The sequence below is a fragment of the Comamonas testosteroni genome (assembly GCF_000761245.1).
Taxonomy (GTDB): Bacteria; Pseudomonadota; Gammaproteobacteria; order Burkholderiales; family Burkholderiaceae_C; genus Comamonas; species Comamonas testosteroni_C.
Genome location: NZ_AWOR01000110.1, coordinates 17,184 through 30,946, shown reverse-complemented (window position 1 = coordinate 30,946; position 13,763 = coordinate 17,184). Strand labels below are relative to the sequence as shown.

At 63.7% G+C, this 13,763-nt stretch carries 13 protein-coding genes; 5 read left to right on the top strand and 8 right to left on the bottom strand.

What is annotated here, in order from left to right; translation table 11 throughout:
• Positions 1-33 precede the first annotated feature (33 nt).
• Positions 34-663 (top strand): hypothetical protein, encoded by a 630-nt coding sequence (locus tag P353_RS26510; RefSeq protein WP_034376329.1) that lies wholly within the window; start codon positions 34-36, stop codon positions 661-663.
• A gap of 70 nt (positions 664-733) precedes the next feature.
• On the opposite strand, the gene P353_RS26505 is transcribed toward P353_RS26510, so the two are convergent.
• Positions 734-2,176: an FAD-binding oxidoreductase gene (locus tag P353_RS26505; protein ID WP_034376326.1), complete on the bottom strand. Its 1,443-nt coding sequence runs from the start codon at positions 2,174-2,176 to the stop codon at positions 734-736.
• A 143-nt stretch (positions 2,177-2,319) separates the two neighbouring features.
• Between P353_RS26505 and P353_RS26500 the strand changes: the two genes are divergently transcribed.
• Positions 2,320-3,264 (top strand): LysR family transcriptional regulator, encoded by a 945-nt coding sequence (locus P353_RS26500; RefSeq protein WP_034376324.1) that lies wholly within the window; start codon positions 2,320-2,322, stop codon positions 3,262-3,264.
• On the opposite strand, the gene P353_RS26495 is transcribed toward P353_RS26500, so the two are convergent.
• Entirely contained in the window at positions 3,251-3,766 is a 516-nt protein-coding gene (locus tag P353_RS26495; protein WP_080750696.1) for a DUF2069 domain-containing protein, read from the bottom strand. The genes P353_RS26500 and P353_RS26495 overlap by 14 nt on opposite strands.
• Positions 3,767-4,302: 536 nt before the next feature.
• On the opposite strand from P353_RS26495, the gene P353_RS26490 reads away from it, so the two are divergent.
• Positions 4,303-5,586 (top strand): YihY family inner membrane protein, encoded by a 1,284-nt coding sequence (locus P353_RS26490; protein WP_230847607.1) that lies wholly within the window; start codon positions 4,303-4,305, stop codon positions 5,584-5,586.
• Positions 5,587-5,720: 134 nt separating this feature from the next.
• On the opposite strand, the gene P353_RS26485 is transcribed toward P353_RS26490, so the two are convergent.
• Positions 5,721-6,077 (bottom strand): DUF962 domain-containing protein, encoded by a 357-nt coding sequence (locus tag P353_RS26485; RefSeq protein WP_034376320.1) that lies wholly within the window; start codon positions 6,075-6,077, stop codon positions 5,721-5,723.
• A gap of 252 nt (positions 6,078-6,329) precedes the next feature.
• Between P353_RS26485 and P353_RS26480 the strand changes: the two genes are divergently transcribed.
• Positions 6,330-7,142, top strand: a complete 813-nt coding sequence (locus tag P353_RS26480; RefSeq protein ID WP_034376317.1) for an alpha/beta fold hydrolase — start codon at positions 6,330-6,332, stop codon at positions 7,140-7,142.
• On the opposite strand, the gene P353_RS26475 is transcribed toward P353_RS26480, so the two are convergent.
• Genes P353_RS26475 through P353_RS26460 form a run of 4 tightly spaced genes read right to left on the bottom strand, consistent with a single transcriptional unit; the run spans position 7,128 to position 11,684 of the window.
• A complete protein-coding gene (locus P353_RS26475) occupies positions 7,128-8,015 on the bottom strand; it encodes a PoNe immunity protein domain-containing protein (protein WP_034376315.1) in 888 nt (295 codons plus the stop codon). The two genes, P353_RS26480 and P353_RS26475, sit on opposite strands and share 15 nt — an antisense overlap.
• Positions 8,016-8,032: 17 nt before the next feature.
• Complete coding sequence (locus P353_RS26470) at positions 8,033-8,842, bottom strand: alpha/beta fold hydrolase (RefSeq protein WP_034376313.1); 810 nt, start codon at positions 8,840-8,842, stop codon at positions 8,033-8,035.
• Positions 8,843-8,870: 28 nt separating this feature from the next.
• Positions 8,871-10,370 (bottom strand): DUF4303 domain-containing protein, encoded by a 1,500-nt coding sequence (locus P353_RS26465; protein ID WP_034376310.1) that lies wholly within the window; start codon positions 10,368-10,370, stop codon positions 8,871-8,873.
• 15 nt (positions 10,371-10,385) lie between these two features.
• Positions 10,386-11,684, bottom strand: a complete 1,299-nt coding sequence (locus tag P353_RS26460) for an O-acetylhomoserine aminocarboxypropyltransferase (RefSeq protein WP_003076227.1) — start codon at positions 11,682-11,684, stop codon at positions 10,386-10,388.
• Between the two features lie 253 nt (positions 11,685-11,937).
• Here P353_RS26460 and P353_RS26455 point away from each other — a divergent pair, with 253 nt between their 5' ends.
• Entirely contained in the window at positions 11,938-12,390 is a 453-nt protein-coding gene (locus P353_RS26455) for a CBS domain-containing protein (protein WP_003053381.1), read from the top strand.
• Positions 12,391-12,460: 70 nt separating this feature from the next.
• Here the strand turns inward: P353_RS26455 and P353_RS26450 are convergent, their stop codons facing one another.
• On the bottom strand, positions 12,461-13,729 hold the full coding sequence (locus P353_RS26450) for a citrate synthase family protein (RefSeq protein WP_034376600.1): 1,269 nt from the start codon (positions 13,727-13,729) through the stop codon (positions 12,461-12,463).
• Positions 13,730-13,763 lie beyond the last annotated feature (34 nt).

Below are 13,763 nucleotides of genomic sequence, written 5' to 3'. Positions count from 1 at the left end.
AAAACAACCGAGCCGAACAAGGAGAGTGAGTTCATGTCACGCAATTTTGTGAGCACTGCGGCGGTTGCGCTGGCGGTTGCGGCCTTGATGGCTGCCTGCGACAAGACCAAGGCACCGTCGCCCACCACGGCCGCAGCCCCTGTGGACGCCGCGGCACCTGCAAGCGAGCCCGCCAAGCCCGCCCCTCTGCCCGAGGCCAAGGCCCAGGAGCCCGCCGCCACGGCGCAGGTCGAGGATGCGGCCACGAATTCCATGCAGGAAGTACGCGCCCCCCATGTGGTCAAGGAGGGCGACAAGAGCCTGGACAGCCTCAAGCCACTGCAGGGCAAGTATCGCTGGGACGGCGTGGACTATGTGAAGGACGGCGTGCTGGCCGAGCGGCTGAAGACGCTGATGGGTCATCAGTACGACACGCTGCTCAAGAACCTGCAGACCCTGGGCCCGCTGGAGCCTTCCGCCGATCTGCTGTATGTGATGGGCAACCGCCAGCATCAGGGGGGCGAGGAAATGGCTGCTGTGGTGATCGACCCCGTGCGCAACGGCCTGCGCGTCTGGTTGCTCAGCGAGGGCCGGCAGACCGTGTTCACCGATGTGGATGGTGCAGACATTCCCTGGCCCAGCGCGGTGCAGAGCATGCTGCGCAATATCGTGACCACTCATTGAAGCCCTGGCCGCGGCCAGAAAAAAAGCCCTGCCGATCATGGCAGGGCTTTTTTTATCGGCGGCGGCGGGATCAGCCGCGCGTCAGCACCACGCCGGGATTCATGATGCCCTGCGGGTCCAGAGCCTGCTTGATGGCGCGCATCATCTGCAGGGCAACGGGAGACTGGTATTTTTCGAGCTTGTCCGTCTTGAGCGCGCCCACGCCATGCTCGGCCGAGAACGAGCCGCCGAAGGCATCCACGGCCTCATAGACCAGGTGGTTGACCAGGGCCTCCTTGTCGCGCAGAAAGGCCTTGCCGTCCTCGCCTTCGGGCACCTGCACGTTGTAGTGCAGATTGCCATCGCCCAGATGGCCGAAGTTGACCAGCCGCACGCCGGGAATCTCGCGCTTGAGCACGGCGTCGGCGTGCTCGACAAAAGCGGGAATGCGCGAGGCGGCGACCGAGATGTCGTGCTTGATGTTCAGGCCTTCCTCGGCCTGGGCCAGAGGAATGCTCTCGCGGATATGCCACAGGTCATGGGCCTGGGTCAGGTTCTCCGCCACCACGGCGTTGACCACGCAGCCGTCCTCGAAGGCCAGCTCCAGCAGGTGCTCAAAGCGCAGGCGTGCATGCTGTTCGGACTCGCTGTCGCTGTTCTCCAGCAGCACGCAGTAGGGCGCTTCGTCGCCCATGTCGGCCCCCTTTTCGGTGAAGGGCACGCGCAGCTGCGGCATGTGCTTGACGACCAGGCTCAGCGCAAACTGGCCCATGACTTCAAAGCCCGTCAGCCCCGCACCCAGATGCTGGTGCGCCAGGCCCAGCAGGCGCACGGCGGCTTCCATGGACGGCACGGCGGCAAAGGCCGTGAGCTGTGCGGCAGGCTGCGGGAACAGCTTCATGGTCGCGGCGGTGATGATGCCCAGCGTGCCTTCGCTGCCGATGAACAGATCGCGCAGGTCATAGCCGGTGTTGTCCTTGCGCAGCCCCTTGAGGCCGTCCCAGATCTCGCCCTGGGGCGTCACCACTTCCAGGCCCAGGCACAGGTCGCGGGTGTTGCCATAGCGCACCACCTGCGTGCCGCCGGCGTTGGTGCCCAGATTGCCGCCAATCGTGCAGCTGCCTTCGGCGGCCAGCGACAGCGGAAACAGCAGGCCTTGCTGGTCAGCCAGATCCTGCAGGTTCTGCAAAATGCAGCCGGCTTCGACGGTGAAGGTCAGATTGTCCTTGTCGATATGGCGCACGGCGTTCAGGCGCGTGAGGCTGAGCACGATCTGCTGGCCGCTGTCGTCGGGGGTGGAGCCCACGGAAAGCCCGGTATTGCCACCCTGGGGCACGATCTGCACGCCGGCTGCGGCGCAGGCCTTGACCACGCCGGCCACTTCGGCCGTGTTGCCGGGGCGCACCACGGCCAGGGACTTGCCGTGTACGCGCTTGCGCCAGTCCTGCTCGTAGGCGGTCAGATCGCCCTCGGTCAGCACATGGGTGGCGCCCACAATCTGGCGCAGGGATTCAAGCAAAGCGGTGGAAGTCATGGCAAGCAGGCCGCAGCAGGGGCGGCAGAGAGGGAAAACAGACGGAAATCCTAAGCCAAGCACAGGGGCGCAGCCGGAAAACCATGAAGCCGCAAGCGTAGAGCATGGCAGACTACGGGACAATCGAAATAAATTGCTTGGTTATGCCGGTTTTTCCGAACAATGTCAGCCTGCGCCAGCTGCGCGCCTTTGACGAGGTGGCGCGCCAGGGCGCGTTTGCCCCTGCGGCCCGCGAGCTGTGCCTGACGCAGTCGGCCCTGTCCGAATCCATTCGGCAGCTGGAAGAGGCCCTGGGCCTGCGGCTGTTTGATCGCACCACGCGCACGGTGGGGCTGACGGCCGCCGGGCAGGCCTTCTTGCTCGATGTGCGCCAGGCCTTCGAGAGCCTGGAGCAGGGCTTTCAGAATCTGGGCGATCTGGCCGCGCTGCGCCGCGGCAAGGTGCGCATTGCTGCCGCTCCGTCAGTGCTGGCGGTGTTGCTGCTGCCGGTGCTGCCGGCCTTGCGGGCCCGGCATCCGGGCATCGAGGTGGACCTGATCGAGGACAGCGCCGAAGGCATTGCCCAGCGCGTGCAGGCCGGCAGCGTGGATTTCGGCGTGGGAGCTGCGCACCCGGCAGGCGGCGATTTGCTGACCCAGCCGCTGATCAGCGATGCCATGGGGCTGGTGGCCAGGCTCGATGAGCCCTTGCTGCAGGCCGGGCGGCTGGTGGCGGCCGATCTGGCTCATCTGGCTTTTGTGGGGCTGACCACCGACACCGCCATCAGCCAGCTGCTGGCTTCGGCACCGGGCATGCCGCAGAGCCTGCTGCAGACACCGCTGCGCCTGTCCAATCCGCAATTGCTGTTCGAGGCCGTAAGCCTGGGCCTGGGCGTCAGCATTGTTCCGGCGCTGACGGCGCGCCACCCTTCGCTGGGCCTGCAGGGGGATCTGGGCTTTCGCCTGCTGGACGAGCCGCGCATCCTGCGCCGCACGCTGCTGATTCAGCGCCCGCGCCGTGCGCTGTCGCCGGCCGCGCAGCTGCTGTTCGATGCGCTGGCGGCGCAGGTGCGGACGCTGGCGCAGTTCGAAGGCATCACGCCTGATTGAGGCGGGCCGCCTTGACGGCACGCTGGCGCAGGCGCACATGGGCTGCGCAGGCGATGAAGAGCAGCACGCACAGCGCCACCTCTGCCAGCGCCAGCCAGCGGCTGGGCGCGGCATCGCTCCAGGCCCGCACCACGCCTTCGGTGAAGTACAGCCACACCAGCAGGCTGAGCCAGCGATAGGTGTACATGCGGCGCTTGAGCAGGCCGATCACGGCAAAGGCCAGTGGCAGGGCTTTGAGAAACAGCCAGGTGCCGCCTTCGCGCAGCGGTGCCAGCCACAGCTCCCAGGCCACGCACAGCAGCATCAGTGCCAGCAGACTGCCCACGGCCAGCCAGCGCGTGGCGGCCACATCGGAGCCGGGCTGCTGGATTGGTGAAGAAGTGTTTTCGGCGGCTTGGGGCGGGAGGGCGTCGGTCATAGCAGTGGCATCATATCGGTCATGCCAGCCCTGTTTGAATCCGGTCGTTTTGTTTTGCGTTCTGCGCTTGATGTTGCGCAGCACCCGTCCTCCTTTTGCGTTCGTGAAGGAGTGCCGTCATGAAGAAAAACGAGCGTGCCGGCTTTTGGGCCGCTCTGGAAGGCAAGGCGCAGCAAGCCAGACCGGTGACGGAAGATCGGGGTCATGCGGTATTGCCGGCGTCGGCAGCTGCCGCAGCGAGCGTTGCCACTGAGCCCAGGCAGGTCGAGCAGCGCCAGGAGCCCAGCCTCGATGGTCCGGGCGTACCGCTGGAGCCGGTGTTCGAGCCCATGCCCGATCTTGGCAACGATCTGGCTCGGCCCGAGTCCGTGCCTGCTCCTGCTCCATCGCCTGCGGCGGCATTCAGCACGGCAGCTCAGAGCTGGACCAGCTATTCCACGCCGAATACGACACCGGCCAAGGACCAGAATGCGGTGCATGCTTTCGTTTCAGGAGTGACCGACAGTCCTGACGACAGCTCGCAGCGCGTTGCCGAGAGCCCGCGCAGCCGCAAACTCGACAAGGTCAGGGCGCTGGCGGCTAGCTGCAAGGATCTGGCCGGGCGTATCCCCAAGCCCCAGATGCCCAGCCAGCAGGAGCTCAAGACTGCCTTGCGCCGCAGAAGCCGCCGTGCGCAGCAGCGCCTGCGTACCTTCCCCTGGCACAACACGGCCCAGGTGCTGCTGGCGCGCTTCAAGGAAGACCGTCTGGGCGTGACGGCCAGCAGCCTGACCTTCACATCGCTGCTGGCGCTGGTGCCGTTTTTTACCGTGGCACTGGCCTTGTTCACGGCCTTCCCGATTTTTGGCAAGGCGCAGAAGGTGCTGGAGCGCTGGCTGATGGACAGCCTGATTCCCGAGACCATTGCGCGCCAGGTGCTGGGCTATCTCACGCAGTTTGCCTCCAAGGCCAGCCAGCTGGGCCTGGTCGGCTTTTCCATACTGATGGTCACGGCCATTGCGCTGATCCTGACCATCGACCGCACGCTCAACAACATCTGGCGCGTGCGCCAGCTGCGGCCGCTGGGCCAGCGGGTGCTGATTTACTGGGCCGCCATCACGCTGGGGCCGCTGCTGCTGGGCCTGAGCCTGGTGCTTTCGTCCTATGTGATGTCGGCGTCCAAGGGCATGGTCAATGCGCTGCCCGGCAGCCTGCGCTTTGTCTTTGATTCCATAGAGTTCGTGGTGCTGGCCGCAGGCATGGCCGGGCTCTACCACTATGTGCCCAACACGCCGGTGCGCTGGCGCCATGCGCTGGTGGGGGGCGTGTTCGTGGCCGTGTTCATGGAAGTGGCCAAGAAGGTGCTGGGTGTCTATCTGTCGTCCGTGCCGACCTACTCGGTGATCTACGGCGCGTTTGCCACGCTGCCCATCTTGCTGATCTGGATGTATGTGGCCTGGAGCATTGTGCTGCTGGGGGCTCTGGTCACGGCCTATCTGCCCACGGTGCTTGCCGGGGTGGAGCGGATGACGGGGCATCGCGGCTGGCAGTTCGAGCTGGCGGTGGAGGTGCTGCAATGCCTGGCCAAGGAGCGTGAGCTGCCGCACAAAGGTCTGTATGTGCATCAGCTATCGCGGCGCCTGCGCGTGGAAGCGTCCCAGATCCAACCCGTGCTGCAGGCGCTGGCCAAGCTGGACTGGGTGGGGGCCGTACAGCCGCCCGATGCCTATGTGTCGCTTGAGAGCACCGAGCCGCGCTATGTGTTGCTGGTCGATCCGCAGGCCACGCGGGTCGAGCCTCTGGTGCAGAGCCTGCTGCTTGAGCCGTCCGAGGCGGTGCGGCCGCTGTGGCAGCGTGCCCAGCTCGATGCCATGACCGTGGCCGAGCTGATTGCCGCCCCGGGTGGAGATATTCATAGAGTTTGATGGTGGTTGGCAGATATCTATGAATATCTGCACTGGACGCCGGACCGCTGATGGCAGGCGTCGCACGGCCCATGGGCAGCCGATCCGCTGCCCGCAAAGCAGGCCGGTGCAAGCGCTTCAGAAACGGTGTGGCGCTACATCTTGATGCGACCCAGCAAGATGTCGCGCCACATCATCCAGTCGCCCAAAAAGCTGTAGAGCGGTCGCTTGAAGCTGGCGGGCCTGTTTTTCTCAAAGCCGAAATGCCCGATCCAGGCAAAGGCATAGCCGCAGATCAGGCCTGCGAGCAAATACCACCAGTCGCCTGTCAAAAACAGCGCCAGCAGGAACACCAGCGACAGGCTGGTGCCGATGAAGTGCAGCCGCCTGCAGGTGGCGTTGCGGTGCTCGCCCAGGTAGAAGGGGTAGAACTCGGCAAAGCTCTTGAACTGGCGCGGATCCACGCTGGCCTTGGCAGCGCCGTCCGGTTCTGAGGTCGTGGTCTGTGACATGGCGAACCCCGTTGAAGTTGATGCTGTTTTTATACTGCCGACCGCCTGGGCGGGCCAGCGGGTTAGCGAGTGCTGCCAAGTCGCCTCAAGCGCGCTTCGTCACCTGAACGACAGGCTGTAGAGGCCAAGACTGCGCAAAATCGGCCAGATTCGCCATCTTTGCGGCCACTCCAGCTTCTGGCCGAACTGCCATGGGCGCTCTCTTGCTAAGGTCGCAGTACAACTCATCGCCATTCAACCCAGACCCTGCCCATGTTTGACGACACCATGCCGCCCGTTGTGATCAGCTCCAGTGAAACCCGTGTTCAGACGCCCGACGGGCAGCTGCATGTCAAGCGCTGGCAAGCCCAGGGCGGGGCGGCCAAGGCGCCGCTGGTGCTGATGCACGACTCGCTGGGCAGTGTGGATCTGTGGCGCGAATTTCCCGCCCAGCTGGCCGCAGCCACCAGGCGCGAAGTCATTGCCTATGACCGCCTGGGGTTCGGTCATTCGGACCCCAATCCGCATCGGCTTCAACCGAGTTTTGTGGAAAGCGAGGTCGAGGCCGGCTTCACGCCGCTTCATCAGGCGCTGGGCCTGGACGCTTTCGTGATGCTGGGACACAGCGTGGGCGGCGGCATGGCGGCCATGGTGGCGGCGGCCTATGGAAGGCAGTGCCAGGCGCTGATTACCGAGTCGGCGCAAAGCTTTGTCGAAGACCGCACGCTGCAGGGCATCACGGCGGCGCGCGACAACTTTGCCCAGCCCGGCCAGCTGGAGCGACTCGCTCGCTACCATGGCGACAAGGCGGCCTGGGTGCTGTCGGCCTGGGTGGACACCTGGCTGAGCCCGCCTTTTGCGCATTACCGGCTGGATGCGGCCTTGAAGCAGGTGCATTGCCCGGTGTTGGCGATTCACGGCGAGCTCGATGAATTCGGCTCCCTGGTGCATCCCGAGAACATCTGCACCTGGGCGCAGGGCCCTTGCGAGGCTGAAATCATTGCCGGTGGCGGCCATGTGCCGCACCGCGAGCTGCCCGATCGCATCAGCCGCCGCATCGCCGCTTTTCTGTCAAGAATCGCCTGACTCTGTTTGAGCCAGTCGCCCGCGTGCGTAGTCGGCCAGACCGGCCGGGTAGTGGGGGCTGCTGCGCAAAGCGCTGTCATCCCAGCCGTAGAGCACGGCCAGGGCGGCCACCTCGAGCGCCCAGTAGCCCGTGCCCAGCCACGGGCCGCCTTTTTTCTGCTGCTTGGGCGAGAGCTTGAGAAACTCCTGGTACTGGGTTTGCAGATAGGGCAGCAGTGGGTCAGGCAGGGCTTCGAGCTGTTCAAAAAAAGGCTTCATGGCGCCGTAAGGGCGTTTGTGGAAAAGCTCCTCGCTGACTTGCTGCAGCTGCAGACCGCCTGCGCACAGATAATCCAGCAACTGGTCCGTATCGAAGGCCAGTACATGCTCATCCAGCGCCGGTACATCGTCCTGAGCATCCAGCAGTGTGGCCAGTGACAGCAGGGTCACGGCAATAGCGTAATCGTCAGTGCGTGTGTTGATGGGCGCACCTACGCCATAGTCCTCGCCAGTTTCCTGCGCCATGCTGGCGCGCGCATGCTCGGCCGCCGAGGCCGCATCAATCCACAGCGCGGCCACCTCCTGGTAGATGGGGCGCAGCACATCGCCGCTCAGGCCCAGATCGATGCCATAGATCAGCAGCCAGCGCGCTTGCTCGCCCGCTTCCTTCCATTTCCAGTAGTTCTCCAGTGCCGCATGTGCCTTGAAATCCTGGGGAGCTTTATAGCTATCGCTGTCGGCAAAGCGCTTGAGCGCGCTCAGTGCCTCCTTCCAGTCGGCTTTTTTATCGCTCAGATGGAGATTGCGCCGGGGCTGCAAACCAGTCAGTGAAATCTTGGCCCATTCGGCGCAGGCGGCAGCCAGTTGGCCGTGGTGCTGGAAGGTTTGGCTCATGGCGCAAGCTTAATGGCTCATGCAGCCAGAAAATCCCGAATCGCAAACAGCGTCGCGTCTGGTGACTCCGTCATCTGGTTGTGGCCGTTGGGAATCACCTGCACCTTCACCGCTTTGCCCGCGCCTTTGGCGGCTTCTATCAAGCCTTTTGCGGCCTTGGGTGGTGTCATCTGGTCCTGTTCACCCAGCACAAACAGAAGCGGGCAGGTGACCTGGGCCATGGCTGCTTCGCCACCCGCATAGCTGTCACAGGCCTTGAAGCCTGCATGCAGCAGATTGGTGGATGCATTGCTGGCCAGCACGCGGCGGCCCAGGGCCATGCCGGCGCCGAACACCCAGCTGCCTGCGCCATTGGGCGGTGCCAGCGTGGCGCGCGAGAAGGTGTTGACCATCTGGATGGCTTTCTCGGGCGTATTCAGTGCTGACTCCAGCAGCGCGGGCGAGACCTTCATGGGAAAGGCCGTACCCACCAGCACCAGATGGCTGATGCGCTCCTGCAGCCTGGCCGCAGTCTCCATGGCAATCAGGCTGCCCCAGCTATGGCCGATCAGCGCAGCTTGCTGCAGGTTTGCTGCATCCATCAGCGCGCCTATGAAGGCTGCAGCCTCCTCGACGGATTCCGGTGCTTGCCCGCTGCTTTTGCAATGGCCAGGCAAATCGATGGCCAGGACGTTCCAGCCGTGATTGGCCATGTAGCGGCTTTGCAGTGCCCAGACGCTGTGATCGCAGAGCACGCCGTGGATGAAAATGGCTGTGGGTTTGGCCGCATCGAAGGCCTTGCCGCCGGTGTAGGCGTAGATGTCTGCGCCTTGCACATTGATTTGCATGTTTGTCTCCGGTTCTGTTCTTTGTGGTTCAGCAGTGTTCGCTCAGCCATTGCTGAGCCAGCTCGCGGATGTCGTCGCTGGTATCGTGTTCGGTGGCATGCTCGATCGCAGCTCGCTGCTCTGCGCTGGCTTTTTTCCAATACCGCAGACCCAGCATGGCCTGATAACGTACGCCTTCATTGCTGTCGTGACTCAGGGCTTGTGCCAGTACCGGGGTGATGCGCCTGCCCGCGGCAGCGCCAAGGCTTCGCTCTCCCATGATGCACGCAGCATGCACGCGCACCAGAGCGTGAGCCGACTGCATGGCGAACAGGGCTTGCTCCAAATCCTCAACCCGAAGGCTGCAATAACCGGTTCCGGGTGATAGCTCTTCATTCAGCGCCTGGGTCAAGGCCGGATGCTTGAGGTCGAGCGCCCGCTCCAGTGGCGCGTAGTCAAGGCGCAGGGCCGTGGTTCCTGGCTTGCTGTTCCAGGAGCGGTAGGGGTAGGCAATGCCTTGCGCGATTCTGTCCACAGGCACGGCCGTGGAGCCTATTTGCTGCTGCAGCCATTGCTGCTCGCCTAACGACCCCAAGGCACTGGCGCACCAGCCTCGCTCGCTTTCTTCCCTGGGGCTGTGGACGGGGGTCTGAACCTGTTGACGCAGTGCAGTCAGTACCTGTTCGTCCCGGTAAGCTATCTGTGCCAGCAACATGGCCGCACGCCACTGTTTGCCAGGCCGAGTCAGCATGGGCAGCAGCGCATGAGCCACCTGGCTGTGATCCATGGCAAGCAGCGCAGTCTCGGCCTCTTCGCCCAGCAATTGCGCCTCTTGGTGGCTCAGTCCCAGTTCCGAGCACCCGATACCTTCAAGACAGCTCAGATGGTATTGCAGCTGTTGAGCGGGGGAGAGCGCGGCAACTCTGGCGCGTCTTTGCGCTTGCTGGTCATGGCTGGGAAACAATGCAAGAAAGCGCGCCTCCCCCATGCTCTCGCGTGCCATGGCTTCGCATTCCTGCGTGTCTTGCACGTAGATCAGCACCGCAAACTCTGCAGTGAGCTGGCTGGCCCAGGGCGATTTTTGGCAGGCTTTGGTCAGCTGCTTGCAGATGCGGATCAGCGCCTTGATCAGGTGCGCTTCGGTACGCAACCAGTGGGCAGGCGTGCTTTTATTGGCCTCGGCCAGCAAGGCTTGCTCCAGTTGCTCCAACTCCTGAGCGTCCGAGGTCGAATCCAGCTCTTCCCATTCCCAATCCGGCGGGTTCCAGCGCAGACTGCCCAACTGGCCGCTATCCAGCTCGAATTCGGACAAGCGACCCTGCGGCTCGTGGGCATTCACCATGTGTGAATAGGCCTGCTCGCTATTGGCAGACAGCGTGGGCAGGTAAATGGGGCCGTCCTCCTCACGGTACAGGCCGTTCAGTGCCAGTGCGTAGATGCTCTCCTGAGGGTTCGCGGCCAGGAACGCCTGAGCATCTTGCCAGTAGATGCTGAATAAAGTCTGTTCAAACTGCTTCCAGTCCAGCGATGCAGAAGTTGTGGCAACCATGTTTGTTCAGGTCTCTCAGGCAGCTTTCTCGGCCGCCTTCAGTGCGCGCTTGAGGTCGTCGATCAGGTCGTCGGCGTCTTCCAGGCCGATAGACAGCCGTATCGTTCCCTGGCCGATGCCGGCCTGGGCCAGCGCTTCGTCGCTCATGCGGAAATGCGTGGTGCTGGCGGGATGGATCACCAGCGAGCGGCAGTCGCCCACATTGGCCAGATGGCTGAAGACCTTCAGCGTCTCGATGAACTTCTTGCCCTGGTTGCGGTTGCCCGCAATGTCAAAGCTGAACACCGAGCCTGCGCCGCGCGGCAGCAGCTTCCTGGCCAGGGCGTGCGAGGGGTGGGTCTCCAGCATGGGGTGGCCCACGCGACTGACCAGCGGGTGGCTGGCGAGGAACTGCACCACTTTTTCGGTGTTGCGCATATGGCGCTCCATGCGCAGCGGCAGGGTCTCTATGCCCTGCAGGATCAGCCAGGCGCTGTGCGGGCTCATGCAGGCGCCGAAGTCACGCAGGCCTTCGCGGCGGGCGCGCAGCAAAAAGGCGCCCGTGGTGGACTCCTCGCTGAACACCATGTTGTGAAAGCCGTCATAGGGCTGGGTCAGCTCGGGAAAGCGCCCCGATTTTTCCCAGTCAAAGCTGCCGCCGTCGACGACGATGCCGCCAATCACCGTGCCGTGACCAGACAGGAACTTGGTGGCCGAGTGGTAGACGATGTCCGCGCCATGCTCGAAAGGCTTGATCAGCCAGGGCGAGGTCAGGGTCGAGTCCACGAGCAGCGGCACCCCGGCTTCGTGGGCGATCTGGCTGACCGTGGGAATGTCCAGCACATCCAGGCCGGGGTTGCCCACGGTCTCGCCGAAGAACAGCTTGGTGTTGGGGCGCACCGCAGCCTTCCAGCCATCGATGTCGCCGGGCTTGACGAAGGTAGTCTCTATGCCAAAGCGCGCCAGCGTGTAGTGCAGCAGGTTCTGCGAGCCGCCATACAGGGCCGTGCTGGCCACGATATGGCTGCCTGCGCCCATCAGCGTGGCAATCGACAGGTGCAGCGCCGCCTGGCCGCTGGCCACGGCAATCGCGCCCACGCCGCCTTCCAGGGCCGAGACGCGCTGCTCCAGCACCGCATTGGTGGGGTTGGAGATGCGGCTGTAGACATGGCCGGGCCGCTCCAGATTGAACAGGCTTGCCGCGTGGTCGCTGGATTCGAAGACGAAGGACGTGGTCAGATGGATGGGCACGGCGCGCGCGCCGGTGGCGGGGTCGGGCTGGGCGCCTGCATGCAGGCTCAGGGTGTCAAAGCCGGGGTCAGAGTAGCCGGGCATGTTTTGTCTCCATGGCTGGTTTTGATCGACGCAATGTGTGATCGAGCACGCAATCAAAGATCGATTTGGTCGAATAGACGAATGAATATGTAGAAATTCATATGTTTCGTCATTGCTTTAGTTTTTCTCAATGCAAGCCATTGTGGGCTATATTTGTGCACGCACCTGCATTCTGTGCAAAGCGATGCCGCATGTGCTGACACATGCAGGACAAAAGCTGCCACAGCGTGCCAAACAGATTCGGAGAACAGCAATGAAAGTTAGTGACATCCTGCGCGTCAAAGGCAATACCCTGTACACGGTGTCGCCCGACGAAAGCCTGGCCGCGGCGGTGCAGGTGATGTCGGAGAAGGACATCGGTTCGCTGGTCGTGATGGATCACGGCGATGTGGTGGGCATGCTCACCTTCCGCGAAGTGATCCAGGGCTTTGTGAAGACCGGCGGCGTGGAGAACATCTCCGTGCGCGGCGCCATGGACGACGCGCCCATGACCTGCACCATGGAAACCGATATGGACGAGGTGCGCCGCATGATGCTGGACCGCCATGCGCGCTACATGCCGGTGATGGACAAGCGCATGCTGATGGGCGTGATCTCGCTGTATGACGTGGCCAAGGCCGTGGTGGACAGCCAGAACTTCGAGAACCGCATGCTCAAGGCCTATATCCGCGACTGGCCCGAAGGCGAGCGCCAGGGCGCGGAGTAATGACTGCGCAGCAGTTCTGCATCTGAGTCAGGCGGCCTTCGGGCCGTTTTTTTGCGGCCTGGCAAACCATCTAGAAGCGGATGATGCGGCCGAGCTGAGTGGGCGCTGTCTCCAGGTCTGCAGCGGGCTGGGCGCCGGTGTATTGTGCGCGCGGGCGTATCAACTGGCCCGTAGCCTGCTGCTCCAGCGCATGGGCAATCCAGCCCGCGGTGCGGCCCAGGGCAAACAGCACAAAGGCCGCGCCTGGCGGTAGGTGCAGGGCGCGTTCAATGGCCACCAGGCTGTAGTCAAGACTTGGGTGCAGTCCAGTGGTCGCATGGACCTGCTCAATCAGGTTTTCGCGCTGGGAGTCAAATGGCAGCAGGGCCAGCAGGTAGGCGCTGCGCGGGTCGCCTGAAGGATAGAGCGGGTGGCCAAATCCTGCCAAGTAGTGCGGTGTCTGACCGGTCTGCGTGGCTTGCAGCAAGGCTAGCAAGGAGGCTGGCGGGGGGGCTTTGGGCGGTCTGCCATGCCATTCATCCCAATGAGCACTGATGTGCTGGGTCATGCCGCCATGCAGTGGGCCGGACAATGCGGCCAGCCCTGCTCCGACGCTGGCGTGCAGGCTGGCGCCGGTGGACGCCACCACGCGTGCGGCAAAACTGGATGCATTGAGCTCATGGTCGGCGCACAGTACCAGGGCGCTACGCAGCACATTGGCGGCATCGACCTTGGCGTCTGCATCTGCATCGATCTGCCAGCTGGCGGCCAGGCGCTGATGCAGTGGCGCAAGCGTCACAGGTTGCGCAGATGGCTTTGAGCTGGATGCGCTGGCTGGTGGCGGCAGACCCAGCAATACATCTCCCATGCAGTGCAGCAGAGCCAGATGATTCGGCGGCACCGTGGCCATGCCAAACCATGTGGCCAGCGCCTGTGCCGCGCTACGGGGCATGTGACGAGCCCCCTGCCTTGCCGGTGCCTCATCGACCCTGGCGGGGCCTGTGCTGCTTTGCTGCCAGAGCAGCATTGCGGTTTCTTCCAAAGTGGCGCTCTGTGCCAGTTGTACGGCGCTGTGGCCGCGGTAGTAAAGCTGTCCGTCGCGCACCAGGGTGATGGCCGAGTCCAGCACGGCCTGACCCCAGTCCAGGGTGGATTGGGCCAGTTGTGCGGGGTTGCGCACGGCCTGCCGCTGACGCACGAGACGCTGTACATCAGACAGCAGGTAGACGGTGCCGCGCCTGCCGACCAGTCGTTGAGCCTTCAACAGGCCGCGACTGGCATAGCTGTAGAGACTGGCGCGCTGCACCCCCAGCATGGCTGCAGCTTCTGCCGCCTGCAGCCATGGGGAGGAGGGGGGCATATCAGCGGACATGGGCAGTCGATCAGGCGATGAG

Bases quoted from the DNA above. Each gene is read 5' to 3' on its own strand.
- P353_RS26505 (WP_034376326.1), bottom strand. From the start codon at position 2,176: ATGACTTCCACCGCTTTGCTTGAATCCCTGCGCCAGATTGTGGGCGCC.
- P353_RS26470 (WP_034376313.1), bottom strand. From the start codon at position 8,842: ATGCAAATCAATGTGCAAGGCGCAGACATCTACGCCTACACCGGCGGC.
- P353_RS26455 (WP_003053381.1), top strand. From the start codon at position 11,938: ATGAAAGTTAGTGACATCCTGCGCGTCAAAGGCAATACCCTGTACACG.
- P353_RS26465 (WP_034376310.1), bottom strand. From the start codon at position 10,370: ATGGTTGCCACAACTTCTGCATCGCTGGACTGGAAGCAGTTTGAACAG.
- P353_RS26480 (WP_034376317.1), top strand. From the start codon at position 6,330: ATGTTTGACGACACCATGCCGCCCGTTGTGATCAGCTCCAGTGAAACC.
- P353_RS26510 (WP_034376329.1), top strand. From the start codon at position 34: ATGTCACGCAATTTTGTGAGCACTGCGGCGGTTGCGCTGGCGGTTGCG.
- P353_RS26475 (WP_034376315.1), bottom strand. From the start codon at position 8,015: ATGAGCCAAACCTTCCAGCACCACGGCCAACTGGCTGCCGCCTGCGCC.
- P353_RS26450 (WP_034376600.1), bottom strand. From the start codon at position 13,729: ATGCCCCCCTCCTCCCCATGGCTGCAGGCGGCAGAAGCTGCAGCCATG.
- P353_RS26500 (WP_034376324.1), top strand. From the start codon at position 2,320: ATGCCGGTTTTTCCGAACAATGTCAGCCTGCGCCAGCTGCGCGCCTTT.
- P353_RS26485 (WP_034376320.1), bottom strand. From the start codon at position 6,077: ATGTCACAGACCACGACCTCAGAACCGGACGGCGCTGCCAAGGCCAGC.
- P353_RS26490 (WP_230847607.1), top strand. From the start codon at position 4,303: ATGCCCAGCCAGCAGGAGCTCAAGACTGCCTTGCGCCGCAGAAGCCGC.
- P353_RS26460 (WP_003076227.1), bottom strand. From the start codon at position 11,684: ATGCCCGGCTACTCTGACCCCGGCTTTGACACCCTGAGCCTGCATGCA.